Here is a 235-nt window from a genome sequence, read left to right as displayed (position 1 = left end):
ATTTTGTATAACTCTATTAATTTATATGAATTTATCGATGCACTATCAATGCAGGTACGTTTTAAACTCCATAGAGGAGATAGTGAGCTATTCAAAAGTGAATTAATAAAAAAACGGCAATTCAATATAGCGTTTTCAAAAGCCAAACCGATTTTGGCAAAACAGAATATTGATATTGAACATCTGTATGAAATAGCTAAAGGAGATATTTTGCGCCCCTCCATTCAAAGCTGGC

1 protein-coding gene is annotated in these 235 nt (G+C 32.3%); it reads left to right on the top strand.

Going from position 1 to position 235, the window contains the following annotated elements; all coding sequences use genetic code 11:
- Nucleotides 1-235 (top strand): hypothetical protein (locus SB765_RS33860; RefSeq protein ID WP_410933066.1); only part of this gene is annotated, 235 nt, incomplete at both ends.

The sequence above is a fragment of the Pseudomonas sp. SIMBA_067 genome, assembly GCF_046534675.1.
GTDB lineage: Bacteria > Pseudomonadota > Gammaproteobacteria > Pseudomonadales > Pseudomonadaceae > Aquipseudomonas > Aquipseudomonas putida.
Note: the sequence above shows the minus strand (reverse complement) of the source record. Positions and strands in the feature narration are given on the sequence as shown.